Below are 25,690 nucleotides of genomic sequence, written 5' to 3'. Positions count from 1 at the left end.
TCCGGGCAGAATGGCCTCCAATAAAAAAGCACAAGTTTTTGTCTTGTGCTTTTTTATTAAGGAAAAAGTCAAAATGATCTAACAGGTATAACTACCAGCGCCATCTACTAGCTGATAGTTGTTTATTTCGGTAATAATATCATATTCCCGGATATATTCTTCGGTCATAAAGGTGTTAAACTTCTGCACAGAATCCTTTCGGACTAAACTAATGGTGCACCCTCCAAAACCACCGCCCATCATACGGCTACCGGCACAATAAGGCAATTGTAAAGCGGTATCTACTAAGAAATCCAATTCCGGGCAACTTACTTCATAGTCATCGCGCAACGATACATGGGAAGCAGTTAATAACTTACCTAATTCTTCAAAATTCATTTGCCGTAAGGCCTCGGCGGCATCCAAAACCCGTTGGTTTTCCAGGATTAGGTGGCGAATACGTTTTTGCTGTACCGGATCCGTCACCAGCTCCAGATCGGCAGCGGTAATGTCCCGGAAGCCTTGTACGTTGGGGTTCTTGCTTTTTATTTCCTCTAATGCGTTAGCAGTTTCCTGTACCCGCTCCGAATATTTACTGCCAGCCAACTCCCGTTTAACTTTTGAATCTGTTAGTATCCAGGCCCAATCTTTCATGTCAGCCTCTACATACTCAGAAGATAATTGGTTAAAATCCAAAATCATTAATTTGCCTTCCCGGGAAAATTGCGAAGCGTATTGGTCGAGCAGGCCACTGTTAACTTTCAGATATTCATGTTCTACGCGCTGACATAGCTTTACCAATGCCAAGTCATCTATGTCAGCAGTATAGGCAGCCCGTAAAGCATTCATCAGCGCTACTTCCATGGCCGCCGAAGACGACACTCCGGAACCAATAGGTACATTTCCCCAAATCACGGCGTCAAAACCTTTATCCAACTTAAACTGATTACCAAAAATAGTTATGCTGCCGTAGGTGTATTTTTGCCAGCTGTGGCTAGGCACATAGGCTTCTCCAATGGTGTATTCCATCTTATCATGGTAGTTCTGGCTTATAATGGAAATAAGCTGATCGGGCCGCGGCCGCAGGCAAACAATTACCCACCTGTTAATAGCTGATGGCATTGAAAGGCCTAGATTATAATCGGTATGTTCGCCGATTATATTAATCCGGCCAGGAGCATAAGCCACCAGGGTTGGGGTAGCACTAAATTTTTCCTGAAAATAATTACTGGTACTTTCAATATATTTTTTCAGATCAGTTATCATACTGCAATATCTTTAGAATACAAAATACAAACTGTTGCCCTTACTAGACGCAAGCAAATATATTTGGTTTTAATAGAATATAAGTTCTCGCTTATTGTAAACCCGTCAACTAAAAACCAATAAAGCTTTTCATGTCTGATTTTTAAGGGTGAAAGTGGAGGAGGAAATATTTTTTAAGCAGATTTCCTCGGCAAAAGGATTATGAAAACCAAAATGAGGTAAATATATAGGTAGGTTTTTATTAATTTGAAAAACAGTAGTGGTGCAGCTTTATAAGCACGGGCCGTAATAGAGTCCGGGCAAAAGATAAAGCTTATTTAAGGTTTTATTCTTGAATGAAAGAAGAGGTTATACCAGCCCTATAACCACCGCTATATTATTATAGTCAACTTAATTTATAATTACTTTTCGGAGTTCACTATAATCATCCGCCTGAAGTTTTACGTAGTACAAACCGTTTGCATACCTGGTTAAATCAATAGTTTTTGTAAATTGTTCATCTACATCATTTAACGTTTCACGGTAAACAACATTGCCAATTACATTCATTATACGTATTTCTGTTTTGCGGCCTTTAAAACCTGATAACGCTAAATGAATGATGCCATTACTGGGATTGGGATATACTAAAATATCCGGATTTGAAAGGCGGGTAGTACTTGGGGCAACTTGTTGCTTTTCTTTAGCCAGCTCAACGGGATAACTTGATTGTGACCATCCAATTGTGCATAGTAAGAGTATGTTTAATATAAGTATAAGTTTCTTCATATAAAGTATTTAATACCAATCTATTAATTTAGTAAAAGGTATAACGGTGTATTATTTATTAAAGTTTTGGATTATATTATTTTAGATTGCTGATTTTAGTATAATGGGTAAATAAGTTATTGGACATTTTTTATATTTGTATTGAACTATCAAAAATTCTGGAAATATAACAATCATTGGTGGTGGTTTAGCGGGTCTGATAAGTGCTATCCGTCTGGCCCAGCTTGGCCTGGAGGTGGTGCTTTTTGAGAAGAAATCTTTTCCTTTTCATAAAGTATGTGGAGAATACATTTCCAATGAAGTGCTTCCTTTTTTAGAAAGTCTTGGCATTGATATAGCAGAATTGCAACCGGCCCGCATTAACCAGTTTTTGCTTACCTCTCCTACTGGTAACGCCTTATCAGCACCATTAGATTTAGGTGGTTTTGGCATTAGCCGCTACACCCTGGATAACTACCTAGCCAATAAAGCCAAAAAGGCAGGTGTAAAAATTTATGAACAAACGGCTGTTCAGCACTTGCAGTTTAATCAAGATAAATTCCTGCTTCAGTTAAGCAACGGTCAGCATTATGAAACGGATTTAGTAATAGGTTCTTATGGTAAACGGACTAACCTGGACCGGCAGTTAAACCGACGTTTTTTTACCAAAAGCTCCCCTTATGTAGGGGTTAAGTATCACATAAAATATAATTTCCCCAAAGACCTGATTGCTTTGCATAATTTCAAAGATGGTTATGCAGGTATTTCGGCAATAGAAGAAGATAAATATTGTTTTTGTTACCTCACTACCCGGGCAAATCTAAAAGCTGCCGGATCTATTAAAAATATGGAGACGCAAATACTAGCCCAGAATCCGTACCTGAAGGCTATTTTTAAAGAAGCCCAGTTTCTGTACTTGCAGCCAGAGGTTATAAACGAGATTTCTTTTGCGCCAAAATCTTGCGTAGAGAATCATGTTTTATTATGTGGGGATGCAGCCGGATTAATTACTCCATTATGTGGAAATGGCATGGCCATGGCCATGCACTCAGGTAAAATCTTAACCGATCATTTAATAAAGTTTGTGGCCGGAGAATATTCCCGAAGCCAATTAGAACTAGCTTATACTAAAAGTTGGGAGCAAAGCTTTGCTACCCGTTTATGGGTAGGGCGTATGGTACAAAGCATGTTTGGCCGCCCCATGTTAACCGAACTATTGGTAAGTACGTTTAAGCATTTACCGGCGGGTGTCCGGCTTCTGATGCAACAAACTCATGGTAGGCCTTTTTAGTATTCTTGATTATATATTTTAAACCTGCGCCAGTATTAGCCACTTAAAATTTTATTAAAACAATTTGAGCTTAATTTGTTTATAATAGCACAATGAAGAGTTATATCTGCGCAATTGGAACTGCAAACCCATCTGTGCTAATACCGCAAATGCAGGTAGCGCAGTTTATGGCTAATGCCCTGAATTTTGACTCTGCCGAAACCCGGAAGCTAATGGCGCTTTATCGGGCATCTGGTATTGAACAGCGTTTTTCGGTTTTGGATGACTTCAACAACCAAAACGGGGATTATACTTTCTTCCCTAATACGCCGGACCTGGAGCCTTTCCCCACGGTAAAGCGGCGGATGGATGCTTACAAGCAACATGCTTTACAACTGTCGGTAGCGGCTATTAATGATTGCTTAGTGCATATCCCGGAAGTTACCCTGAGCTCCATTACGCACTTAATAACCGTTAGCTGCACCGGAATGTATGCTCCTGGTTTGGATATTGAGATTTTAGAAGAGCTTCACCTGCCCACCACCATTCAGCGCACAGCCATTAATTTTATGGGCTGTTATGCTGCTTTTAATGGTTTAAAAGTGGCTGATGCCTTTTGTAAAGCTAATCCGCTGGCCCGGGTGCTGGTAGTTTGCACCGAAATATGTACCATTCATTTCCAGAAACACCGCGAAACTGATCATCTTATTTCTAATGCTTTATTTGGCGATGGCGCAGCGGCGGTTTTGGTGCAAGCCCGCCCAACTGAAAGTACTTGCCTGCGCATGGAATCTTTTCATTGCGATCTGGTACCAGCAGGCAAAAAGGAAATGGCCTGGCATATATCCGACTTTGGATTTGAGATGACCTTATCTTCTTACGTACCGGAAATGATCAAAAAAGGTATCCGGCAGCTGGCATCCAATTTACTGGCTAATCTGGATGTTAATTTTACGGAAATCAACTTGTTTGCCATTCATCCGGGAGGGCGGAAAATTTTGGAGTGTATTGAAATGGAGCTGGGAATTACGCGGCACGAAAACCGGTTTGCCTACGACATCTTGAAAAATTTCGGCAATATGTCGTCGGCTACGGTATTGTTTGTATTAAAAGCTTTAATAGAGTCGGTTGGACCGGAGCACGAAGGCGCGCCTGTTTTAAGTTTTGCTTTTGGTCCTGGACTCACGCTGGAATCTATGCTTTTAAAGGTACAGCATGTTTAAAAAGCGTTCTCAGGAGCTGGAGTTAATGGACGATCTTAATCTGTCCAATGAAGCTCTCCGTAAGAACTTGGACGAACTGGAAATAATTAATAAGTGGTTGGGCGGTAACCAGGTTGTAACCAATGGGCTGCATAAAGTGCTTAAAAAGTATTATTACAAAAATTTACCTGATACGACCTTAACTATTGCGGATATAGGTTGTGGTGGGGGCGATATTTTACGGGAAGTAGCTGTTTGGGCCAAAAGAAAAAGTATTCCGGTAAACCTAACTGGAGTAGATGCAAACTCCTTTATGGTTTCTTATGCTACCCAGAAGTGTAAGGAGTATGCTAATGTTCAGGTGGAGCAGCAAAATATTTACGCAGAGGAATTTAAACAACAGCAATTTGATGTAATAATCTGCAGTTTATTTTGCCACCACTTTACCGATGAGCAACTTGTTAAGCTGTTGCGGCAACTACATAAGCAGGCAAAATTAGCCGTTATCATTAACGATTTACACCGGCATCCCTTCGCTTATTATTCTATTAAATGGCTTACACAAGCTTTCTCAGGCTCTTATTTAGTTAAAAACGATGCTCCACTATCCGTATTACGCGCCTTCCGCCGTCCTGAATTAATAAAAATACTAGCTCAGGCAGGTATTCAATTTTACTCCTTGCAATGGCAATGGGCATTCCGGTGGCAAATAATTCTTTATAAAAGGTAAGTTTTAAACAAGTTTCTCCTTATTTTAGTCTTCTCACTAATGGCCACGGCGCTACCATCCATGACAAAGAAATCAGTTACTTTCTGGATATTACTCGTTGCTTCCCTTTTTATTGCCACTTTACTAATTTCCATTACGCTTAAAATAATGAAAGCAGCTTTTTATTTACTGCTTTTAACTGTAGTTACGCCCATCATATATTTCCTGCTGAAAAGCTTACTATCATCAGGAAAACAAAATTCTAATTCAGATAAACTGAAAAGCCGGGATTAACTTCAGGCAATTTTAAAAATATAAATACTGCGCTAACCGGAATGTATTGGCATGAGCTTCTACAATGTCGGTAATCTTTTTTGAATAGCCGCCTCCCATACTTACCACTACTGGTAGTTTGTTCTGGTGGCAGGTTTCCAGCACAAACCGATCGCGGGCTTTGCAACCAGCCATGCTTACTTTTAAACGCCCTAACTTATCAGTTGCCAGAATATCTACGCCAGATTGATAAAAAATAAATTCGGGTTGCACCTTATCCAGCAGCTCTGGTAAAGTTTCGTGTAAAAGAGTTAGGTACTTTTCATCTTCCGTGCCGTCGGGTAAGGGAATATCCAGGTCTGATTTTTCTTTATGAAAAGGATAATTGTGGCCGGAATGCATGCTAAACGTAAATACTTGAGGTTCATGCTGAAAAATCTGAGCGGTCCCATTGCCCTGGTGTACATCCAAATCAATAATCAGTATTTTATTAAAATTTTTGTGGTGGAGCAGATAATTTGCTGCTATTGCCTGATCGTTTAACAAACAAAAGCCTTCGCCGCGGTTGGTAAAAGCATGGTGGGTGCCGCCAGCTATATTCATGGCTATACCGTGTTCCAAAGCAAATAAGGCTGCCTGAACGGTGCCATTCATAATTATAATTTCCCGCTCTACTAACTCCGACGATAAAGGAAAACCTGTTTTCCTGATTTCAGAAGCCGTTAACTGTAATTGGCTTAGCCGGTTCCAGTAATCCTGGTCATGGGTAAGTAAAATTACCTCGTCCGTTAGCGGCTCGGGTTCAAAAAGATTGGCAGACATAATGGTGCCTTCGTAAAGTAACTGCTCGGGTATTAAATCATACTTCAGCATCGGGAACCGATGGCCTTCTGGCAAAGCATGCGCATATTTTTTTGTCCAGGCAATTTTAAGCATGGGCTTCTGGTCTAATATTTCCTATATAACCTTTACAAACCTTAAGTGTTAAAATTTTTATTGGATTACTATTTAATAAAATATATTTATAGGATTATAACTATATAAACACTTATTGGTAGCAGCTAGTAAAGGTAAATATGCACGTAAATCATAAAAGAAAGAATTAACCAAAGTAATATCTGGTTAAAAATTAAAATGAATTTGAAAAGCAAAATTTTTACTCTCCTCTGTGCTTGGGTGGTTTATAAATGGCTCCGGTTGCTAAATCTACAAACAAGGGTACCACACCTGTAATCAGGTCTAAAGCTACAAAACCCGGTCGCATATCTCTTTTTGGTTGGCCAGGATGAGGTTTACGTATTTGTTTTGTAGTGATAGGTCCGCCCAATATAGTGGCACAACCAGATAAACTAATGGATAAGATACAGGTATATACTAAAGCTTGTATACTCTTCATGCAATTGTTATTGGTGAAAAAGAAAGAATAAAATAGTTCTTCCCTAACGCCAGTAACCAAGCTTTAGTATTAGGATTATTTTGAGTTAAATTTCTTGTTATACTGGAGCTGTAATAAAAAAGCCCCAAATTACTGGGGCCTTTTTATTAAAATTTCTTTTTATCTATATGGTCGTTCCAGAGATCTTTAAAAGTTTTGGTAGGCGCTTGAAGCGGCTCCCGTTTTTTACTCCAGGTATTCTTCTGGATAAGCCGCAACCCGTAATTCTTTAAACCTGTTGGCACCATATTGGTTAACGATTTGTGGGTCATAGCAAATTCCCAGGCTTTGATGGCCATTTTTTCCTGCTTTTCAACGTGGCCTTCAGCTACGCTTTGTTGGCGGTTTAATAGCAAAAGGTTATGCAGGTTAATTTTAACCGGGCAAACTGAGGTGCAGGCGCCACATAGGGAGCTGGCAAAGCTTAAATGTTTGTGTTCGGCCATGCCGTTGTAGTGTGGCGATATTACCGAACCAATAGGACCACTGTAAGTAGTTTCGTAGGTATGGCCGCCAATATTTTTATAAACCGGGCATACATTCAAACAAGCTCCGCATCGGATACAATTTAAGGCTTCCCGCTTCTCTGGTAAAGCCAGCAAATCTGAGCGGCCATTGTCTAACAAAATAACAAACATTTCCTCCGGACCATCTTTTTCCTGGGGTTGCCGTGGGCCGGTAAATATAGTGTTATAAACGGTTACATTCTGCCCGGTACCACTCGTGGCTAATAACGGCCAGAACAAGTCCAGGTCAGTTAGTTTAGGAATAAGTTTTTCAATGCCAACTATGGCAATATGGGTTTTAGGAAAGGTGGTAGATAATCTGCCGTTGCCTTCATTTTCCGTAACTGCAACCCCGCCAATATCAGCAATCAGAAAGTTGCCCCCCGTAATACCTACTTCGGCCGTTGTGTATTTGTTCCGGAGCAACCGCCGGGCCGTTAATACCAGTTCCTGCGCATCATCAGTAGGTTTAATTTTAAGTTTTTTAACAAACAAATCAGCAATGTCTTTTTTAGACATGTGCATGGCAGGTGTAACAATGTGGTAAGGACGTTGCTCGGCCAACTGTACTATGTATTCCCCTAGATCAGTTTCAACGGTTTCAATGCCATTTTTTTCCAGGTAAGTAATCAGGTGTATTTCTTCTGTAGTCATTGATTTAGATTTTACTACAGATTTAGCCCGTTTACGTTTCATAATCTGGCCTATTTCCCGAAGTGCTTCTTCCGCATTCTGGGCCCAAATAACCTTGCCGCCGCGTTTGGTAAAATTCCGCTCAAATTCGTTTAGGTATTTATCCAGGTTGTTGATAACGTTGGATTTTATATAAGAAGCCCGGGCCCTTGCCGCATCATGATCTAGATATTGTTTCAGCCCGTTCTGAACCGCAAAATTATACTTACCTATATTAAATTTTATTTTCTGCCGGTGGTCCATATCAAACGCTTTTGATTCGGCATCCAGCAGAAATTGTTTTAGTTTCGTTCCCATTTTTAGTTTGTCGTCGATTACTCGTCGTCTTCAAGCAAATATTTAAACCTGCTGCTTTATTTTAAATCCCGACAGTAAAAGGTATTTTATAAAATACGAATTTTTGTCTTTAAAATTACTTTAAAAATACAAAAATAGCCAGAGCAGGCTAGATTTTAAATCTAATCTTCTCTGGCTATTTGTTAAAAGCTTTTTAGAATTAGTTAGGTGGCCCGGTATAGCCTTTAGCTTCCGACAGGCAGGTTTTGGGCAACAGCACAATCAGGGTTTATTGCTGTCTACTTTTATACGCTCTTCGCGGTTCACTAAATCCCAAGCCGTATAGAAAACCAAATCAGTTATTTTTTTCACCTTATCAAATAAGATTTTATCTACTTCATCGGTCTCTTTGTGGTAATCTTCATGAACGCCGTTAAAGTAAAATGCTGCCGGTATTTTGTTTTTAGCAAAGTTATAGTGGTCAGACCGGTAATAAATCCGATTAGGATCGTTCGGATCGTTGAATTTGTAATCTAGTTCCAGCTTGGTATACGTACTGTTTGTTTGTTCGCTTATGGCATGCAACTCCGATGATAATTTATCAGACCCTATTACATACACATAGTTTTTGTTAGTAGCATGTTCCGGATCTAACCGGCCAATCATGTCAATATTTAAGTTGGCTACCGTATTGGTTAACGCAAAAACCGGGTGATTGACATAATATTCTGAACCAAGCAACCCTTTTTCTTCGGCAGTTACGGTCATAAATAAAATACTACGTCGTGGACCAAAGCCCTCTTTTTTGGCTTTAGCAAACGCTTCGGCCATTTCTAAAACCGCCACCGTGCCAGAGCCATCATCATCGGCCCCATTAAAAATTTTGTTTCCTTCTTTACCAACGTGGTCATAGTGAGCAGTTATTACTATTAACTCCTCTTTTTTGTCGGTTCCTTCTAAATAGCCCAGAACATTCTCGGTAGGAGCAGGGGTTCGTAGTTTTTCTGCTCGTATCGTTACTGTTTTAGCTACCGAAAAGGCAGGTTTGCGGGTTGTAGTAGCACCGTTGGTTAAATATGCGCCTAGCTTTGATACTGAAGAACCTAATAGAGCAGCTCCTAAATCAGGCGAAGCAAACACCGTAGGTACCAATTTAAAGGCAGGATTTCCTTCTCTTTTTCTGCCAATTTTGTCGCGCATAATAGATGGTCGCAAGTCTTCCGCTGTTTTTTTGAAATTGTCAGTAGTCTTGCCGGTTATTAAAATTACCACGTTAGCTCCTTTTTCCCGGGCAAGAGCTGCTTTATTCCGGTAGTCGGTAGCCCAGTTCGATTTTTCATTTGTGCCGGTAATCAGGGATTGGCCTTGGCTGTTTACTGGTTCTCCGGCAAAAATAACTACTGCTTTACCTGTTACATCTACCCCCAGGTTTTTGTAATCAGAGTACTTTTTATCTTCTATGCCGTATCCGGCAAAAACTACTGGTATATTGGTTTCCTTATCAAAAGGAGTATCGCCTAAAACATAAAAGTCTTCTATAAATTTAAAGGCTTTATTGTTCACTCTTACATACACCTCGCCCCATTTAGCTCTTTCCAGGTCAAAAGATTGTAAATAGTTGTCCGGACCTCCTTTAACCGGGCCAACTAATCCATTTGCTTTAAATTGATTCTTGATGTATTCGGCAGCCATTTTCTGACCTTTTTCGCCGGCTTCCCGGCCTTCGTATTCATCCGATGCCAGTATAGTTAAGTGTTTGGTTAAATCTTCGGGAGTAATAGTGGCCGCATACGTTGGGGCCGCTGTTCGTAACTGTTCGAGGTTAATCTGGTTGTTGGCTGAGCTTTTGGATGTAGTGCTGGTAATAGCCTTTTTCGTGCAACCAGGTGCACCCGCTAATAAAAGAACAACCGGAACTAAATATTTATACATATAAATTGGGAATACTGCTTAAATTAATTTTTTTGAATAAGGACCGTTGCATACGCCGCAACGCCTTCTTTGGTGCCAACAAAGCCTAATTTTTCCGTGGTAGTAGCTTTAATGGAGATATCATCTTCCGGAATATTAATGACTTCTGCCAAACAAGTTTTCATGGCCGGAATATGAGGATTTACTTTTGGCTCCTGTAGGCAAATAGTAGAATCAATGTTGCCAATCGAATAACCTTTTTCGGCAAGTAACGCAACTACTCGCTTTAATAATATTTTAGAATCAATGCCTTTGTATTGCGGATCCTTATCCGAAAAATGGTAACCTATGTCGCGCAAATTGGCGGCTCCTAATAAGGCATCACAAATTACATGGATTAATACGTCTGCGTCGGAGTGGCCATAAGCTCCGTGCGTATGAGGAATTTTAATGCCACCCAACCAAAAGTCAATACCCTCGCGCAGTTGGTGCACATCGTAACCAAATCCGGTTCTGATTTTCATTTATGCTATACTTGTTTAATGCTGATTCGGGCAAAATTACAAATTGAAGAGCACAATGTGTACATAAAAAATCCTCTCCGGTGCAGGAGAGGATTTTAGAAGCGTTATTTTTTTATTCTTCTTCGTCTGAAAGGTCTACGTTTTGGGAGGCAATAGCCGGATCAGCATAATAATATAGTGTAGTGCAGTTATCAGGTCGTAAAACTGTTTTGGCCTGTGTTAAAATATCTTCAGCGGTAACTGCCTGTACTTTTTCGCCTTCCTGGTTTACCAGGTTGGTATCTCCTAATAATTTGCTGTAGGCTAAGTTCATGGCCCGGTTCAGTAAATCAATTTCAGAGAAAACAATAGACGCTTCGGCTTGGTTTTTTACTTTTGTTAGCTCCTCCTCGTTCACCAGGTTCTCCATCATTTCTTGGGTAATGGCTTCTATGGCCGCATTAGCCTCCTTGGCATCTACGCCTTTATTCAGTTTCCCCTGAATAATAAGCAGCCCGGTATCGGTAGAGCCCGTGCAGGAAGCACTAAGGGAGTTGAATAATTTTTTTTCTTTTACCAGTTTGCCGTATAACCGAGAAGATTTTCCTCTGCCCATTATATCACCTAATAAGTCCGCGGCATAATAGTTTTTGTCCATTCTGCCGGGCATTAGGTAAGCTTTATATATGCCGGTTAAAGGTACTTTGGCGGTATGCTCTGCTATTTTTTCTTTTTTCCGTGTTGGTTCCTGCGGTAAGTTCCGGCTGTACTTTACACCGGAAGGAATCGGGCCAAACCATTTTTCGGTAAGTTCCTTTGCTTTATCAAAAGTGATGTTACCGGCAATAACTAAAATGGCATTGATAGGTGAATAATGTTTGTTAAAGAAATTCCGGACATCCTGCATCTGCGCATCGGCAATATGCGAAATTTCCTTACCAATGGTCGCCCATTTATATGGGTGTACTTCATAAGCCAACGGACGTAATTTTAACCAAACATCGCCATACGGCTGGTTTAAATAGTTTTGCTTAAACTCTTCAATTACAACTTTTCGTTGCACTTCCAGGCCATGCTCATCAAAAGCCAGGCCCAGCATCCGGTCCGACTCCAGCCAGAAACCTGTTTCAATGTTTTGAGCAGGTACCGACAAATAATAATTGGTTATATCCGGGCTGGTAAAAGCATTATTTTCGCCACCTACTTTTTGCAGGGGCTCGTCGTAGTTTGGGATATTAACCGAACCACTGAACATAAGGTGCTCAAATAAATGAGCAAATCCGGTTTGGTTTTCATTTTCGTCTTTAGAACCAACATCGTACAGCACGTTTATTACTGCCATGGGCGTGGTAAAATCTTCGTGCACAATTACCTGAAGGCCGTTATCTAGTGTGAATTCTTTAAAATCTATCATTAATAAATATTAACTGGCAAGTCTTATTTTGCGGGAGTAAAGTTATTTTATAAAGTTAAATTAATTCCCATTATGTAAGTACGTGGAACAGGAATATTATAGTTGTCAATACCTTGTCCATAAGCGGTGCGGCCACCAATTTCCGGATCATAACCAGAATATTTGGTAAAGGTTCTCAGATTCTGCCCACTTATAAACAGTTTTCCTCCTATTTTGGAGTTACCTACTGCTATTAGCTTAGGAAAGTTTACCGAAAGCGTAATACTTCTTAACCTTAAATAGGAGCCATTCTCTATATAGTAGCTAGATGGTTTCCTGTTATTAGAACTGCCATTAATACGCGGAATAGTGGCTGAAGTATTATTGGCGCGCCAGGAATTTGAGTAAACCTGGGATGAGGCATTTTGAGGAATTGCTGTATGAAAGCCATTAGATAAGAAATTATATAAATTAGGCAAAGTATTGTTAAGAATGTTATTTCCTGCTACGCCCTGGAGAAGAAAATTTAATGCTATTTTTTTATACGATAAGGTATTATCAATACCATAAATAGATTTTGGAAAAGCTGTTCCAATTACTTTTAATTCAGGGTTCTGGAAATTTTCCAGTTCTATATCCCCTTTATTGGGCCAATCATAAAAAGAATTAAGAGGAGGTTCAGAAGGAACATCTGTATATAAGCCAACGGCCTTGTAGCCATATAAGGAAGCAACAGAAGCTCCTTTAGTCAAGTAAAGCGGCAAGTTGTAACCAGATTTTTCAAAAACGCCCAAATCAGTTATTCGGTTTTGAGTTCTGGCAAAAGAAAAATTTGTTGTCCATAAAAATGCCCCTCGTGTATTTTGGGAGTTAATGGCTAATTCTACTCCCCGGTTCTGGATTTCCAGCCCATAAGTAACAGGATGAGCCGGAACATCAGCATAAGAGATGTTTTCGAAAAGGTTAGAAGTATTGCGGTTAAATACATCTAAAGACATATATACCCGGTGCTTTAAAAACCCTAAATCAACGCCGGCATTAAGCTCTCTGGTTTTCTCAACCGGAAACAGATGGGCATCATTAGGATGAATATCGGTAGAAAGAGAAACTAAAGGTTTAAAAAGATTGCCTGTTTGCCCAAAGCTTGCCCTGATTTTTACATCATTAAAAAAAATGTTTGAGGTGCTGCTGGGAGTGGATAAAATATGCCAAGTGGCTGAAATAGCAGGTGAAATAAAGTACGTGCTTTTTTCTGATGAAAATCCTAATCCGTCCCTACTTAAACTGGCATTAACGAAATACTTATCCGCGTAGTTATAGCGTAATCCAGCAGTTAGAGAGGAAAGATTATGTCCTTTAAGAGTGGTTTTAAAATTTTCGGAAGTAGAAGTAGATGAATTGCCATTTTTTATAAGTCTTATGTTTGTTACGTCAACATTATTTAAGGCCCTCTGATAAGATAAATCAGTTATGAAATTAAAGCTATGTTGCCCGATATGTTTACTATATAATAGAGAAATCGCCTTATAGGAGCTTTTATTATTTGAGGAGTAATTATTGGTGGTGATTATTGAATTGTCATAAATACCATAGGGCCTATTATACATGCCATTCCCCCTGTAGGTAACAATAGGAGCGTAATTGTAGCTGAAATTTCCTTTTTGGTTTATATTATTTAGCTGGTAATTTATGCTAAGCTGCAGCCCTTTGGTAATAATATATTGGGCAAATAAATTAGCCCAGGAAGAATTGCTTTCTTTATATAAGATATTTTGTAGATAAGCAACAGGATTAGTAAACCTATAAAAATCTCTATAACCGTGTATAGAAAACTTCGGATCTATTGTATAATTAAAGGCGCCTTGGGTATTTTTAATGCTGACAATAGGAGGCGCTAACAGTGCGGCTTCAACAACTCCATCCTGAATAGGAGTATTAACCAGGCTACTTCTAAATGCTGATATTCCGATCTTTAATTTTGGTGTAATATTACCATCGTAGTTTAGCCGGAAGGCATTACGTTTAAATTGCGTATTAAGAATTGTGCCTTGTTGATTTGTATTGGCTGCAGAAGCATAAATGCGATGATTTTGGCTGCCACCACTGTAGCTCAGGTTATGATTCTGAAGAGGAGCCGTCTGGAAAATTTCATCTTGCCAATTTGTGTCCGCTGTTTCTTGCCCGGGTTTAATATAAAGGTTTTCTGCTAGGATAAGGCTCCTGTATTCTGATGTATTTAATAAAGAGAGGTGGTCAGGAGCTTTTTGCCAGCCAAAATAATTGTTAAAATTTACTTTGTTTTTCTTCTGGTGGGTACCGCGTTTGCTGGTAATTAAAATAACGCCATTGGCTCCCCGCGCACCATATAGAGCAGTGGCGCCTACGTCTTTTAAAACTTCGATCGAGGCAATATCACCAGGGTTGATATAATCTAAAATGGAAAAAGGTTGTTGTTCAATGGCTGTATTAGAGGTATTAGGCACGGAAAGAACAAGAGGAACACCATCTAAAATGTATAAGGGCTCCGCATTGCCAAAAATAGTATTGATGCCGCGTATGCGCACCGAAGCGGATGACCCGGGTGCCCCTGAATTTTGGGTAACCTGGACCCCGGCTACCCGCCCTTTTATTAGCTGATCAATAATAGGAACCGGTACAGCCTCTAACTGTTGCTCAGTTAGGTGCACTACCGATCCGCTAATAGCTTTTTTCTTTATCAGGTGAGATTCAAAGGTTAATGTGTCGGCCGGAAAAATAGAATCCTGCAGGATTGGTTTATTGAGCTTACCGTAAAGCAAGGGCGGTGCCTTACCAACAGCCTTGCTCATTAGTAGCATAAGGCAAGCTGCGATAAGAACTAAAATGAACCTCATTACTATATTAAATTTTCAGCTGTATTAAAGGATAAGTAAGTGTTAATGCAATTATTTATTAAAAGATAATATCAATTCTGAAAGCAAAGGTGTTCAGGTTTTATTCTACAGGTTGATAAACAAAAGTATAGGAATTTACTATATTAAGAAGCTTATATAAATTTATTTTTTGGGGCTCTGGTGGCAATATTTAATAATGATTAACTAGTTAAACTTACCGTGCCGCCATCATTATTTTCATTAATTTTGCCAACCGAATTTTAATGATTATATGAGTTTTAACCGAAAAGAATATACTGACGACGATTTACTTGAATTATATAGGCAGGTAGCGCTGTCGCGCATGATCGAAGAGCGAATGCTGACTTTGCTACGGCAAGGAAAAATAAGTAAGTGGTTTTCAGGCATTGGGCAGGAGGCTATTTCGGTAGGCACAACTCTGGCTTTAGAGCCCGACGAATACATTTTACCCCTGCACCGCAATTTAGGGGTTTTTACCAGCCGCAACATTCCTTTAGATAAATTGTTTGCCCAATTTCAGGGGAAGAAGACTGGGTTTACCAAAGGTCGTGACCGTTCCTTTCATTTTGGCTCCAAGGAGCATCACCTGGTAGGCATGATCTCGCACCTGGGGCCGCAACTGGCCGTTGCCGATGGAATAGCGCTGGCCGATTTATTAGATAGGAAAGAAAAAGTAACGCTGGTTTATAGCGGAGACGGGGGAGCCAGTGAAGGCGATTTTCATGAGGCTTTAAATGTGGCAGCCGTTTGGAACTTGCCGGTCATTTTCCTGATCGAGAATAATGGGTATAGCTTATCTACTCCTAATAGCGAGCAATTTAAATTTAATTATTTTATTGATAAAGGACCATCTTATGGCATTGATGCCTTGCAAATAGATGGCAATAATGTAGTAGAGGTATATGATACTATCCGCCAGGCGGCGGCCCGTATCCGTAAAAATCCGGGACCTATTTTAATTGAGGCTATTACTTTCCGGATGCGCGGGCACGAGGAAGCATCCAGTACTAAATATGTGCCGCAGGAGTTGTATGAGAAGTGGGCTAAAAAAGATCCGGTTGAAACCTTTGAAGCCTATCTTTTAGGGGAGAAGGTACTTACCCCACGACTGTTGACTACCATTCGGGAAGAGTTGCGTACCCAGATTGAAGACGGAATAACCAAGGCTTTTGCTGAGCCAATACCGGAAGCGAATGCCGCAGAAGAGGTAGCAGATATGTATGCGCCCTACAGGCCAGAACTAATAGCGCCGGCAACGGAGAACAAATCGGAGAAACGGTTTGTAGATGCTATTTCGGATGGTTTACGCCAGAGCATGGAAAAATACCCGGAACTGGTATTAATGGGTCAGGATATTGCCGAATATGGTGGGGTATTTAAAGTTACAGAAGGCTTTGTTGAAGCCTTTGGAAAGGAACGGGTGCGTAATACGCCATTATGCGAATCGGCCATTGTGGGCATCGGTTTAGGATTGGCAATTAAAGGTAAAAAATCAGTTATCGAAATGCAGTTTGCTGATTTTGTTACCTCTGCTTTTAATCAGATTGTAAATAACCTGGCAAAATCTCATTACCGCTGGGGGCAAAATGCCGATGTGGTAGTCCGGATGCCAACAGGTGCCGGAACGGCCGCCGGGCCTTTTCATTCCCAATCAACGGAGGCCTGGTTTTTTCATACCCCTGGTTTAAAAATAGTATACCCCTCCAGTCCGTACGATGCGAAAGGTTTATTAAATGCAGCTATTGCAGATCCTAATCCGGTTATGTTCTTCGAACATAAATTGCTGTACCGGAGTATTGCCAGCCAGATTCCGGATGCCTACTATACCTTGGAAATTGGTAAAGCTAAATTAGTAACCGAAGGCGAAGATTTCTCTATTATAACTTATGGTATGGGGGTGCATTGGGCAAAACAGGCGCTTCAGGCCATGCCCGAGGTAAATGCTGAAATACTGGATTTATGTACGCTATTACCCTGGGATAAAGAAGCGGTAGAAAAAACCGTGAAAAAGACCGGACGGGTTTTGGTATTGCACGAAGATACATTAACCGGGGGGATTGGCGCAGAAATAAGTGCCTGGATTAGTGAAAACTGCTTCCGGTTTTTAGATGCTCCGGTAATGCGCTTAGCTAGTCTGGATACAGCTGTACCGTTTTCAGCGTCTTTGGAGCAGGCCTTTCTGCCAAATCAGGAACTCAAAGAAAAAATAAGACAGTTGCTGGCGTATTAACAACAGGAACATAAGTTTGTATAAGCGCTTCTGCGTGTTTTGATTAGACATTATTTAAAAAATTAAGCATATTTGTAAACAGAGAAGTACTTATATGCTTAAATACCTTTTGCGTTTGAATTCTTTTAAAAATTTTCTGGTACTGTTGGTAATAGTAGCAAGTTTAGCCGGCTGCCAGAATGGGAAAATACCTTGCCCGAGTTTTGGCAAGTCTAAATTGTTTTCTGCTTTTAGAGGCAAAAAAAAACCTGGAATGGGAGGCGCTAAAGAGGCACCATCCGGGCAAAACGTTACGTATACTAAAAACGGGTTAATAAAAACGAAGAACTACAAACGGTTAAAGCAAGATCGTCATAAGCAGAAGAAATACAAATATAAACCTAACTTTAACGGTTAATCAGGGTATTACTATGACTAAGCTGTGTTGGTTAATAAATAAAAAAGCAATGCTTGCTTTTTTTTGTGGATTGCTGGTGTTGCAGGTTGTAGCGCCTGCTTATTCTCAGATTGCTCATGGGAGATTGGGAAAAGCAAAAGCAGAAACTAAAAAAAATAAGCGAGCGGCGGCTGATTTTGATGCTGATCATAAAGAAACGCATCTTGATTTTTCCTCGCACCAACTAAAGCCAGGCGAGAGTGGCCGTAAATCTAAAATTGTGGAGGAAGATCCTACTGGTTTTGAGCACGACCGTGAAATAGACATTATAAGAGAGGAGCCGGGGATGCGTTCAAATAAAAGAAAGATGTCCCGGTCAGTAAAAAGCAAAAAAAATTAAAGCAAAAAGATTAGCAATGATAAACTGGAGTCCACTTACGCAGCAAGATCAGATTCAAACCATTATAGAAGAGTCTAAGCAAGCTCCTGTAATAATATTTAAACATAGTACTTCCTGCTCCATTAGTGCTACCGCAAAAGCACGCCTGGAACGCCAGTGGGATGATGCCGGTCTGGAAAATGTAAAACCTTATTACCTGGATTTGCTGTCTTATCGTTCTGTTTCTAATGCTATTGCCGAAACGTTTGCCATAATGCATCAATCGCCTCAGTTGCTGTTAATTAAGGATGGGGAATGCTTGTATGATGCTTCTCATATGGGCATTCGCCTGGATGAGGTAAAGAAGCAGGTAGCTTAATATCAAACTTAGTAGACTTAACGCGTGCTATATATACTTTTTTTTATAGTTTAGCGTTAAGTCTTTGCAGCTTATTACAGGTACTTAAAAGTTGTGGTTTGCTTTATATCAGGATGCAGGCTCAAAGCTACCGGACATGTATGAGCAGCATTTTCCAGCAATGCACGGTCCTGAGGTGATAAGTTGTTGGCTGGCATCGTAAAGTTTAAAATAATTTCGGCTATACGACGAGGATTTGCAGACATTATTTTGGTTATTTCAATCTGAATACCATCGATATTCAGGCCATGTTTATTTGCTACAATGCCCATAATGGTGGTCATGCAACTACCCAGAGCAGCACAAACAAGGTCTGTTGGAGAGAATGCTTCACCTCGACCATTATTATCTACAGGCGCATCTGTAATAATAGTATTGCCGGATGCATTGTGTTTAGCTTCGGTTCTTAAATTGCCGGGGTAAAAACTTGTAATTGTGCTCATTATCTGATAACTAACTTTTGTGATGCGCGTAAATTTAGTTACTTTTAGTTAATTTTAATTCATAATTGCGTGCTCAAATTTAAACTCTTAATATTTGGCTTATTTATATTCACAGCTGTGTCTGCCCAGAGACAGGAGGAAGAACCGTATAAGCGCGAATTTAACTATGGTATTAATTTTAATACCAATGCCGGACTTATCGGCGGTGGTATGGTCAAGTCATCCCGCTACTTAGGTGGTAACTGGTCTAAGTTTTGGGCGCTGGAAATTGTAGAAGTAAAGAGCCCTAAAGAGAACCGGGTATTTAGCATCCAAACGGGTAATTCTTTTATTTTGGGTAAAAGCAACTACTTGTATGTATTACGACCTCAGTATGGCCGCGAGTTTATATTCTTTCGAAAAGCTCCGGAATCTGGTGTACAAGTAAACGGTATTCTGGCTGGTGGCCCATCCATTGGCTTATTAGTGCCTTATTATGTTTCTTATGATTATGCCGGTCCGGCCGGTGGTCGTCCAGGTCAGTCCAGAGTGCGCACAGAACAGTACGATCCTGGAAAGCACACATCTCCGGAATATATCAGAGGAAGTTCCGGTTTTTTGACCGGCATGCAGGAAGCCAATCCTAATATTGGTGCCCACATAAAAAGTGGTATAAGTTTTGAATATGGCCGCTACCGGGAAGATGTTACCGGTGTGGAGGTAGGCTTTTTATTAGAGGCTTACCCAAATAAAATGGTCCTGGTTCCGCAAGCCAAAAACGCCTCCTTCTTTACTTCTGCTTACCTTACCTTGTATTACGGACGCCGTAAATAATTTTCTATAATTAAATTGGGCTAAGTAATTTAAGGAAGGATTGCCAGCAGAATATAATTGAATAATATTATTGTTTATCTTTGCAGCATGGATGAAATTGTGATGTTGCCGGTAATACAACCGGCCGAAATACAAGCAAGACCGCGTAAGCCAGATTGGTTACGGGTTAAACTTCCGGTAGGAAAAGAATATGCCCGGGTTAGAAACCTGGTAGATGAATATAAATTACATACTATTTGCGAGAGTGGCAACTGTCCTAATATGGGAGAGTGCTGGGGAGCTGGTACGGCTACTTTCATGATTTTAGGGAATGTATGCACCCGTAGCTGTTCTTTTTGTGCAGTAGCCACCGGGCGGCCAAATGAATATGATCAGGATGAGCCACGCCGGGTAGCGGAAGCTATTAAATTAATGGGCGTAAAGCATGCTGTAATTACTTCTGTGAACCGTGATGAACTGAAGGATCGCGGCGCAAGTATCTGGCATGAAACGGTAGTGCAGGTAAAACAATTATCGCCGGAGACTACTATTGAAACTTTGATACCAGACGTAAAAGGTAATTGGGAGGCTTTAGAAGTGATGATATCGCCGGGCCAGGAAGTAGTTTCACATAATATGGAAACGGTAGGGAGTTTGTACCGGATGGTGCGCCCGCAGGCTAAATACGAGCGCAGTTTAGAGCAGATTAAACGGACGAAGGAATATGGTAAGCGTACAAAATCTGGTATCATGTTGGGCTTAGGCGAAACTAAAGAAGAAGTATATAAGGCTATGGATGATCTGGTTCAAAATGGGTTAGACATTTTAACATTAGGCCAATACCTGCAACCAACCAAACGGCACCTGGAAGTTGCCGAGTTTATTCATCCTGATTTATTTGCGCATTACCGCGAAGAAGGTTTGAAGCTTGGATTAAAATATGTAGAATCCGGACCTTTGGTTAGATCTTCTTACCACGCAGAGCGCCATGTTTCGGTTTAAGTAAATATAAATTATAAATACAAATAAAAAGCGCCTCCAACTGAAAAGTAGGAGGCGCTTTTTATTTGTATTTATAATTTTCAAGATAGCTTTTAATGAAAAATCTTAATAGTTATATATAATAATATTAATATCAAGAGTTAAACTAGGAACGAATAATAGGCTTTATTATTATTTTTAAATTAAAATATTTTCACCCTTTGCAGTAGGTGTTAAGAACTTGTTTTAAAAAATGGTAATGCTGCTACGTGCTAGTAATTAAGTAGATAGGTGTGGGTAGGTGGGTTTTATAATTATTTCTACAAAGCTAACCTAATTATTTAACTTGAATAACGGGGTAATAACGCTATAAGTGGTGCAAATCTTTTTTTTTTAATAACATTAATTATTAATAAAATTCTTGATATTTGTTATTTGATACCCAGCATGAATTGGGTTTACCCTAATGGTTTTAAGGTAATCCTTCCAAGCAGAAGATATGGTGTCAGAAACTATATGCTAGAGCAAATTTTATTTTAGCTAACTTTTATTATAAGAATGTATACAAATTGCTGCCCTTTTTAACATGAAGAAACTTTTACCGGTAATTGCTCTTTTCTTTTTCTTCTCATTATACAGCTTTACGCAAGCTGTCGCTCCTCCTCTTTTTGATGTTCAGGAATTTGGCGTATTAGGCGGATCCGTAGTTAATACTGGCCAGACCTTAGTTTACGCCAAAGTAGGTTCTACGCCAGGAAACGTATTAGGGTTTCCTCCAGGTACTGCATTAGGAGGTGTAAATAATAATGACATTGTCTCTCAGGCGGCCCGCGAAAGTGCCGTAAATGTGTACAACGCTCTGGAAGGCCAAACTTCTACTGTAAACCGTACCGGCCAGCAACTGGGAAATGGTTTTGCTAATACGCCTGAGGCGGTTAATGGTATGCGCATTGGTCCGGGGGTTCATAATTTTGCCGGTAATGTTTTGCTTTCTGGTAAGTTAATATTAGATGGCGGAGGCGATCCGAATTCAGTGTTCATCTTCCAGGTAGGCCAGGATTTTGTTATTGATCCGGGTTCAGCTATTGGTGTTGATAATGGTACGCAGCCTAAAAACGTATTTTTCCAGGTTGGCAGAAACGTATTGGTAGGCCCTAATGGTAAGCCAGGAACACCAAGCAGTTTAACCGGAAATATTTTAGCAAAAGGCAACATTACTTTAGATACGTTTGCCAGTTTAGAGGGACGGGTATTAGCAATTTCTCCTAATAGTGTTGTTACCTTAAATAATAATATTATTTACCTGCCAACAATAGAAGAAGCAGACCTTAGCATTACTAAAACAGTAAGTGCGGGGCCTTATACAATTGGTGGAGTAATAACTTATACGCTTACTGTAACTAATAATAGCTTAAATGAAGCTACTAATGTACGGGTTACCGATGTGCTTTCTGGTAACCTGGCCTTTGTAGATTATGTTGCTACCCGTAATGGAGTAGCTGATAATTCTATTACTTTTAATCAGGGTACAGGGTTTTTCGCCGTTGGAAGTGTAGCTCCAAAACAAACTGTTGTTATTAATATTCGGGCTACTATAACAGCAGCGGGTATTGTTCCTAATACTGCAACTGTAATTGGGAACGAAGTAGATCCTAACCCAGGAGATAACTCTGGTGGAGTAACCATTGTGGTGCCAGTGGCATCAGCTGATTTAAGTGTGGTAAAAACCATTGAACCTGCTTCAGGTCCTTTTACAGTGGGTACCAGAATTACTTATGTGATTACGGCAAAAAACAACGGACCAAATAATGCTACGGGTGTTTTAGTAACCGATATATTACCGGAAGGAATTACTTTTGATTTAAGTGCTATAACAGCCACTACCGGCAATAACACCTATAATCCTACTACTGGTATCTGGACAATCGGGCCATTAGCCAATGGTGCAACCCAGGTGCTTAGAATACCAGGTACGATTAATAGAGCGGGTACTATTACCAATACCGCCGTTATTGAAGGTTCTAACCAGCAGGCAGATCAAGTTCCGGGAAATAATTCTTCAACGGTTACAATTGATGTAAATGCAAACGCGCCAGTAGCAGATTTAGCTGTTGTGAAGAGTGTGAGCCCTGGCCCATATAATTTAAATACAGAAGTAACTTATACTTTAACCGTGACCAATTTTGGTCCGGATGCGGCTACCAATGTTATTGTAACAGATATGTTGCCGGCTGGTTTGCAATACTTAAGCTATACTACTAGTCCACAAAATGTTATTAATACTGCTACTTCTGATCCGGCAAATGGAGTTTTCCGGATAGATAATATGGCGAATGGTGCAGTTGTAAGAATTATGATCAGAACCAGAATTATAACCACTGGTAATATCGTAAACAATGTAACGGTTATTGGTGATCAGGTTGATCCGAACCCAACAACTACTACCGGAGGAACTACCACAAATGGTACAACAACGTCCACAACTGGTACTACCACTACGACAACAAGTACTACAACTACGGCAGGAACAACCACCGATGGTGGATCAACCACTTCGACAACTGGTACTACTACATCAGGTAATACCGATGGTGGTTCAACTACATCAACCACCACTACATCAGGTACAACTACTGTAGGCGGTTCAACTACTGAAGGTGGGGGTACAACCGGAACAGTTATTATATGTGTACCGGCTGCTGCACCAGCGGCTATTACGGGACCTGCAACGGTTTGTCCGGGTCAGAATGTAACTTATTCGGTAACGGCCGTGCCTGGTGTTGGGTCTTATACCTTTACCTTCCCGGCAGGATGGAATAACGGGAACAACGTTATTGTTGTACCTGCAGGTGGAGCTAATCCTTCTATTACCATTCCAGCAGGTTCAGAACCAGGAGTTATTTCGGTTTTTGCTACCAATGATTGTGGGGATACAGACGCCACCACGCTGGCAGTAGCCATTGGAATAGGTCCGGAAGCAGCAGGTCCGATAACGGCTACTAATTTAGCACCGTGTCCTGGAACGCCAATTACCTTTAGTATAGCAGCGGTACCAGGGGCAACTTCTTATACCTGGTCTTTCCCGGGCACCGACTGGACTATAACCTCGCCGCAAGGTTCTACCACTATAACAGTAGTAGCGGGTGCCAGCAGAGGAAACGTGACGGTAACAGCTTCTAATAGTTGTGGCAACACTTCCAGTTCAGTAGCTATTACGCCAGGTCCGGGCCCAGAACAGCCAGCTCCTATAACAGCCAGCACCTTAACGCCATGCCCTGGCGCAACGGTAACCTTCAGCATTCCAGCCGTAACTGGGGCAACTTCCTATAACTGGACCTTGCCAGGCAACGATTGGACGGTAACTTCTGGACAAGGTACTAATACTTTAACCGTAGTAGCTGGCAGAACCAGCGGCAATGTAACGGTAACAGCCTCTACCGCTTGTGGTAATAGCTCCAGAAACTTAGCTGTTTCACCGGTAATTGTGGCTAAGCCAGGCGATATTACTTCTGATATTGGTCCTTGTGTAGGAATGAAGTTCTCAATTGCACCAGTAACAGGCGCTACCTCTTATACCTGGACAGTAAGCTCCGGACTAAGAATCGTTTCGGGTGCAGGTACAACCAATATTACAGTGGAAGTAGATCCGGCTAATGCTAATCTTACCAATGGAACGGTTACTGTAGTGGCTAATAATGGTACCTGTGTAAGTGAGCCGACTTCTCTAACTTTTGATCCATCCAGATCAGGTAACCAGTTATTCTTCCCGAATGCCTTTAGCCCGAATGGCGATGGTATAAACGATGTTTGGAAAGTAACTAATATTGAGAATTTCTCTGATAATGATGTAGTGATCTACAACCGTTGGGGCAACGAAGTTTACCGCAAAATAGGATACCGCAACGAATGGATGGCAGCCGGCCTGGAGCAGGGTACTTACTTCTACGTGATGCGGGTTAAAGATTGTAACCAAGAAAATAAGGTTTATAAAGGGTATGTTACCGTTTACCGCTAATTTTTAAAAATGAAAGATAGTTTTATGAGAATACTTTTATGCATGGCGGCATTCCTGGTTTCAACCGCCATATACGCACAACAGAACCCGCAATTTTCGCAGTATATTTTTAATGGGCAGATTAATAATCCAGCCTATACGGGTAGTAAAGAAGTTATCAATGTAAATGTAATTAACCGGACGCAGTGGGTTGGGATAGAGGGCGCACCTAATACCCAAACCTTTAGCATTGATGGCGCTACCAACAACAACCGGTTTGGTTTAGGCATGTTCATGATCCATGACCGGATTGGGGCGGGCGGGCAATATTCTGCTTATGTTAATTCGGCTGTTAAACTACAGGTAAGTGAAAAAGGGGTTTTAAGTTTTGGTACTTCAGTAGGAGTGTACCGCCAGTACATTCATGCTGATGAAATCAGAACTGGTCCGGGACAGACCAATACGCCTGACCCAACTATTCCAATGGGGAATGATGATTATGTGATTAAACCTGATTTAAGAGTAGGTACTTATTTCCATACCGAACGCTTTTATGCCGGTTTATCTGTGCAGAATTTGGTTTACTTCCGAAACTCCCGCTTGATTGAACCTCAACGTCATTATTACTTAACTTCAGGTTATGTTTTTGACATTAATCCGTCTATCAAGTTAAAGCCTAGTTTTATGATCAGAGAGGACTTTAATGGTCCAACCAATGCCGACTTTAACTTATTTGCTTTATTCTTTGATAAAGTTTGGTTAGGTTCTTCCTACCGTACTTCTATTAATACCAGCTTATTTAATAAACCTTGGTTTAACGATCAGGATTTGCGGTTACGGGATGCGGTTGCTTTTATTGCAGAAGTTTTCCCTACTCCGCGTGTCCGCGTTGGATATTCTTATGATTTAGCCCTTACACGTTTACGGGCTCATAATACTCATGAAATATCTTTGGGGTATATGTTTGTTAGAAAACAAAATAACAGAATGTTAACTCCGCAATACTTTTAAAAATAAGAT

22 protein-coding genes are annotated in these 25,690 nt (G+C 40.6%); 12 read left to right on the top strand and 10 right to left on the bottom strand.

Annotated features, from left to right (window positions below):
* Positions 1–78 precede the first annotated feature (78 nt).
* Entirely contained in the window at positions 79–1,245 is a 1,167-nt protein-coding gene (galK, locus tag ADHAQ_RS0113645; RefSeq protein WP_026463409.1) for a galactokinase, read from the bottom strand.
* Between the two features lie 390 nt (positions 1,246–1,635).
* On the bottom strand, positions 1,636–2,013 hold the full coding sequence (locus ADHAQ_RS25685; protein ID WP_051359919.1) for a T9SS type A sorting domain-containing protein: 378 nt from the start codon (positions 2,011–2,013) through the stop codon (positions 1,636–1,638).
* Between the two features lie 148 nt (positions 2,014–2,161).
* On the opposite strand from ADHAQ_RS25685, the gene ADHAQ_RS0113635 reads away from it, so the two are divergent.
* The 4 genes from ADHAQ_RS0113635 (at position 2,162) to ADHAQ_RS28120 (ending at position 5,467) form a co-directional block, all read left to right on the top strand.
* Positions 2,162–3,283, top strand: a complete 1,122-nt coding sequence (locus ADHAQ_RS0113635; protein WP_026463408.1) for an NAD(P)/FAD-dependent oxidoreductase — start codon at positions 2,162–2,164, stop codon at positions 3,281–3,283.
* Between the two features lie 92 nt (positions 3,284–3,375).
* Complete coding sequence (locus tag ADHAQ_RS0113630) at positions 3,376–4,485, top strand: type III polyketide synthase (protein ID WP_026463407.1); 1,110 nt, start codon at positions 3,376–3,378, stop codon at positions 4,483–4,485.
* The gene (locus ADHAQ_RS0113625; protein WP_026463406.1) at positions 4,478–5,194 is read left to right on the top strand and encodes a methyltransferase domain-containing protein; all 717 of its coding nucleotides are present in this window, start codon (positions 4,478–4,480) and stop codon (positions 5,192–5,194) included. The genes ADHAQ_RS0113630 and ADHAQ_RS0113625 overlap by 8 nt, the downstream gene beginning before the upstream one ends.
* Before the next feature lie 60 nt (positions 5,195–5,254).
* On the top strand, positions 5,255–5,467 hold the full coding sequence (locus ADHAQ_RS28120) for a hypothetical protein (RefSeq protein ID WP_169728001.1): 213 nt from the start codon (positions 5,255–5,257) through the stop codon (positions 5,465–5,467).
* A gap of 12 nt (positions 5,468–5,479) precedes the next feature.
* Here ADHAQ_RS28120 and ADHAQ_RS0113610 read toward each other — a convergent pair whose 3' ends face one another.
* From ADHAQ_RS0113610 to ADHAQ_RS0113580, 7 genes are all read right to left on the bottom strand, one after another.
* A complete protein-coding gene (locus ADHAQ_RS0113610; RefSeq protein ID WP_026463405.1) occupies positions 5,480–6,382 on the bottom strand; it encodes a histone deacetylase family protein in 903 nt (300 codons plus the stop codon).
* A 220-nt stretch (positions 6,383–6,602) separates the two neighbouring features.
* Entirely contained in the window at positions 6,603–6,842 is a 240-nt protein-coding gene (locus tag ADHAQ_RS0113605; RefSeq protein ID WP_026463404.1) for a hypothetical protein, read from the bottom strand.
* 146 nt (positions 6,843–6,988) lie between these two features.
* A complete protein-coding gene (locus ADHAQ_RS0113600; RefSeq protein ID WP_026463403.1) occupies positions 6,989–8,377 on the bottom strand; it encodes a LutB/LldF family L-lactate oxidation iron-sulfur protein in 1,389 nt (462 codons plus the stop codon).
* A gap of 261 nt (positions 8,378–8,638) precedes the next feature.
* Entirely contained in the window at positions 8,639–10,288 is a 1,650-nt protein-coding gene (locus ADHAQ_RS25680; RefSeq protein ID WP_051359918.1) for a M28 family peptidase, read from the bottom strand.
* A gap of 23 nt (positions 10,289–10,311) precedes the next feature.
* Positions 10,312–10,791, bottom strand: coding sequence for a 2-C-methyl-D-erythritol 2,4-cyclodiphosphate synthase (ispF, locus tag ADHAQ_RS0113590; protein WP_026463402.1), 480 nt, complete (start codon positions 10,789–10,791; stop codon positions 10,312–10,314).
* Positions 10,792–10,903: 112 nt separating this feature from the next.
* Positions 10,904–12,184: a M16 family metallopeptidase gene (locus tag ADHAQ_RS0113585; RefSeq protein ID WP_026463401.1), complete on the bottom strand. Its 1,281-nt coding sequence runs from the start codon at positions 12,182–12,184 to the stop codon at positions 10,904–10,906.
* Positions 12,185–12,231: 47 nt separating this feature from the next.
* A complete protein-coding gene (locus ADHAQ_RS0113580; protein WP_026463400.1) occupies positions 12,232–14,991 on the bottom strand; it encodes a SusC/RagA family TonB-linked outer membrane protein in 2,760 nt (919 codons plus the stop codon).
* 316 nt (positions 14,992–15,307) lie between these two features.
* Here ADHAQ_RS0113580 and ADHAQ_RS0113575 point away from each other — a divergent pair, with 316 nt between their 5' ends.
* The 4 genes from ADHAQ_RS0113575 to ytxJ all read left to right on the top strand — a co-directional run bounded on the left by ADHAQ_RS0113575 (position 15,308) and on the right by ytxJ (position 18,421).
* A complete protein-coding gene (locus ADHAQ_RS0113575) occupies positions 15,308–17,287 on the top strand; it encodes an alpha-ketoacid dehydrogenase subunit alpha/beta (RefSeq protein ID WP_026463399.1) in 1,980 nt (659 codons plus the stop codon).
* Between the two features lie 94 nt (positions 17,288–17,381).
* Positions 17,382–17,684, top strand: coding sequence for a hypothetical protein (locus tag ADHAQ_RS0113570; RefSeq protein WP_026463398.1), 303 nt, complete (start codon positions 17,382–17,384; stop codon positions 17,682–17,684).
* Positions 17,685–17,733: 49 nt separating this feature from the next.
* Positions 17,734–18,063 (top strand): hypothetical protein, encoded by a 330-nt coding sequence (locus tag ADHAQ_RS0113565; protein ID WP_157433415.1) that lies wholly within the window; start codon positions 17,734–17,736, stop codon positions 18,061–18,063.
* Positions 18,064–18,082: 19 nt separating this feature from the next.
* Positions 18,083–18,421, top strand: a complete 339-nt coding sequence (gene ytxJ / locus ADHAQ_RS0113560) for a bacillithiol system redox-active protein YtxJ (RefSeq protein WP_026463396.1) — start codon at positions 18,083–18,085, stop codon at positions 18,419–18,421.
* Positions 18,422–18,495: 74 nt separating this feature from the next.
* Here ytxJ and ADHAQ_RS0113555 read toward each other — a convergent pair whose 3' ends face one another.
* Complete coding sequence (locus tag ADHAQ_RS0113555) at positions 18,496–18,903, bottom strand: OsmC family protein (protein ID WP_026463395.1); 408 nt, start codon at positions 18,901–18,903, stop codon at positions 18,496–18,498.
* Positions 18,904–19,020: 117 nt separating this feature from the next.
* On the opposite strand from ADHAQ_RS0113555, the gene ADHAQ_RS0113550 reads away from it, so the two are divergent.
* From ADHAQ_RS0113550 to ADHAQ_RS0113535, 4 genes are all read left to right on the top strand, one after another.
* On the top strand, positions 19,021–19,716 hold the full coding sequence (locus ADHAQ_RS0113550; RefSeq protein WP_245590616.1) for a hypothetical protein: 696 nt from the start codon (positions 19,021–19,023) through the stop codon (positions 19,714–19,716).
* Positions 19,717–19,812: 96 nt separating this feature from the next.
* Positions 19,813–20,697, top strand: a complete 885-nt coding sequence (gene lipA, locus ADHAQ_RS0113545; protein ID WP_026463393.1) for a lipoyl synthase — start codon at positions 19,813–19,815, stop codon at positions 20,695–20,697.
* A 565-nt stretch (positions 20,698–21,262) separates the two neighbouring features.
* The gene (locus tag ADHAQ_RS0113540) at positions 21,263–24,691 is read left to right on the top strand and encodes a T9SS C-terminal target domain-containing protein (protein WP_026463392.1); all 3,429 of its coding nucleotides are present in this window, start codon (positions 21,263–21,265) and stop codon (positions 24,689–24,691) included.
* 24 nt (positions 24,692–24,715) lie between these two features.
* The gene (locus ADHAQ_RS0113535) at positions 24,716–25,681 is read left to right on the top strand and encodes a PorP/SprF family type IX secretion system membrane protein (protein WP_084524017.1); all 966 of its coding nucleotides are present in this window, start codon (positions 24,716–24,718) and stop codon (positions 25,679–25,681) included.
* Positions 25,682–25,690 lie beyond the last annotated feature (9 nt).

This window comes from Adhaeribacter aquaticus DSM 16391 (assembly GCF_000473365.1).
GTDB classification, from domain to species: Bacteria; Bacteroidota; Bacteroidia; order Cytophagales; family Hymenobacteraceae; genus Adhaeribacter; species Adhaeribacter aquaticus.
The sequence above is the reverse complement of the archived record's forward strand: the minus strand, read 5'-3'. Positions and strand labels throughout refer to the sequence as shown.

Bases quoted from the DNA above. Each gene is read 5' to 3' on its own strand.
- galK (WP_026463409.1), bottom strand. From the start codon at position 1,245: ATGATAACTGATCTGAAAAAATATATTGAAAGTACCAGTAATTATTTT.
- ADHAQ_RS25685 (WP_051359919.1), bottom strand. From the start codon at position 2,013: ATGAAGAAACTTATACTTATATTAAACATACTCTTACTATGCACAATT.
- ADHAQ_RS0113630 (WP_026463407.1), top strand. From the start codon at position 3,376: ATGAAGAGTTATATCTGCGCAATTGGAACTGCAAACCCATCTGTGCTA.
- ADHAQ_RS0113625 (WP_026463406.1), top strand. From the start codon at position 4,478: ATGTTTAAAAAGCGTTCTCAGGAGCTGGAGTTAATGGACGATCTTAAT.
- ADHAQ_RS28120 (WP_169728001.1), top strand. From the start codon at position 5,255: ATGACAAAGAAATCAGTTACTTTCTGGATATTACTCGTTGCTTCCCTT.
- ADHAQ_RS0113610 (WP_026463405.1), bottom strand. From the start codon at position 6,382: ATGCTTAAAATTGCCTGGACAAAAAAATATGCGCATGCTTTGCCAGAA.
- ADHAQ_RS0113605 (WP_026463404.1), bottom strand. From the start codon at position 6,842: ATGAAGAGTATACAAGCTTTAGTATATACCTGTATCTTATCCATTAGT.
- ADHAQ_RS0113600 (WP_026463403.1), bottom strand. From the start codon at position 8,377: ATGGGAACGAAACTAAAACAATTTCTGCTGGATGCCGAATCAAAAGCG.
- ADHAQ_RS25680 (WP_051359918.1), bottom strand. From the start codon at position 10,288: ATGTATAAATATTTAGTTCCGGTTGTTCTTTTATTAGCGGGTGCACCT.
- ispF (WP_026463402.1), bottom strand. From the start codon at position 10,791: ATGAAAATCAGAACCGGATTTGGTTACGATGTGCACCAACTGCGCGAG.
- ADHAQ_RS0113585 (WP_026463401.1), bottom strand. From the start codon at position 12,184: ATGATAGATTTTAAAGAATTCACACTAGATAACGGCCTTCAGGTAATT.
- ADHAQ_RS0113580 (WP_026463400.1), bottom strand. From the start codon at position 14,991: ATGAGCAAGGCTGTTGGTAAGGCACCGCCCTTGCTTTACGGTAAGCTC.
- ADHAQ_RS0113575 (WP_026463399.1), top strand. From the start codon at position 15,308: ATGAGTTTTAACCGAAAAGAATATACTGACGACGATTTACTTGAATTA.
- ADHAQ_RS0113570 (WP_026463398.1), top strand. From the start codon at position 17,382: ATGCTTAAATACCTTTTGCGTTTGAATTCTTTTAAAAATTTTCTGGTA.
- ADHAQ_RS0113565 (WP_157433415.1), top strand. From the start codon at position 17,734: ATGCTTGCTTTTTTTTGTGGATTGCTGGTGTTGCAGGTTGTAGCGCCT.
- ADHAQ_RS0113555 (WP_026463395.1), bottom strand. From the start codon at position 18,903: ATGAGCACAATTACAAGTTTTTACCCCGGCAATTTAAGAACCGAAGCT.
- ADHAQ_RS0113540 (WP_026463392.1), top strand. From the start codon at position 21,263: ATGAAGAAACTTTTACCGGTAATTGCTCTTTTCTTTTTCTTCTCATTA.
- ADHAQ_RS0113535 (WP_084524017.1), top strand. From the start codon at position 24,716: ATGAGAATACTTTTATGCATGGCGGCATTCCTGGTTTCAACCGCCATA.